Here is a 1217-nt window from a genome sequence, read left to right as displayed (position 1 = left end):
CGACAGATGCGTCTGCTGAATCTGGTCGGTCAGAAATTGCGCGCTTGGATTTGGCATTGGAACTGTTGCCACGCAATCACTGGGGCGGACTCTCTCATCTTCCTGATATGACCGCCGCATTTGTTCAGCCGAATGACCTTGCTGTTGAGCGTCTGCTGAAGCAGGCGGCAGAAGTGTTGCGTCAAAGCGATAAAAACCCTGCGCTTGATGGGTATGCCGGCGGTGCGAAGCGAGCTTGGGAGCTGACATCAGCCATTTGGGCCGCTGTTGCACGTATGAAGCTGGATTACGCGCTTCCTCCGGCCAGCTTTGAGCAAACCGGGCAAAAAGTACGTAGTCCCAGTCACGTCACGGAACATGGTTTAGCTACGTGCTTCGATCTCGCTTTGTTCTTCTGTGCGGCGATAGAGCAGGCAGGTCTCAACCCTGTTCTGGTGTTCACAAAGGGGCACGCATTTGCCGGTGTGTGGCTCAAAGCTGAAGAGTTTTCTACGACCGTGATCGATGACATCACGGCCATACGCAAGCGTTTAAAGCTCAAAGAACTGATGTTGTTCGAGACGACGTTCGCCACTCAGCATCCTGTACCGCCTTTTACGTATGCAACGGATCGTGGTGAACAGTTGCTTGCGGAAGGGCAGGATGAAAACTTCCAACTACTGTTGGATGTGCGCAGAGCACGCCTGCAACGCATCAAGCCATTGGCCAGTGCCGACGCACAGGTTTCGACGTTGCCGAYGGACGATGATCTTACCGAAGGGTCGGAGCTATTAGTCGGTGTTGCCCCCGCACTGCCTGATGAGGCGGTTATGGTCGAGGTGGATGAACGTCTGCTCGATCCAAAAGATCGCTTGGGGCGGTGGCAACGCAAGTTATTGGACTTGTCTCTTCGCAATAACTTGCTCAACTTCAAGGCCGGGAAAAAGTCACTGAAGCTTGAGTCACCTGATCCTGCTGCGCTGGAAGATATCCTGGCGAGCGGTAAGAAGCTGAAATTGCTGACACGTCCCGATCTGATGGATGGGGCTGATCCACGTGACCAGGCGCTGTACGAATTACGTGAGCGAGAGGATGTTCGTCGTCTCCATGCCCTGGATGCCTTGAAACGGCATGAGGTATTTGTCGGCCTTTCCAGCGCTGAAATGGAAACACGGTTGATCGAACTCTATCGTGGGGCACGAACTGCCTTGCAAGAAGGGGGCTCCAACACCCTTTAC

1 protein-coding gene is annotated in these 1217 nt (G+C 54.0%); it reads left to right on the top strand.

Going from position 1 to position 1217, the window contains the following annotated elements; genetic code table 11:
• Window positions 1–1217, top strand: a 1217-nt coding sequence (locus tag AC1DSG_RS31260; protein ID WP_477794309.1) for a DUF4011 domain-containing protein, incomplete at both ends; no start/stop codon positions are given.

It is taken from the genome of Pseudomonas sp. P5_A12, from assembly GCF_056400685.1.
Note: the sequence above shows the minus strand (reverse complement) of the source record. Positions and strands in the feature narration are given on the sequence as shown.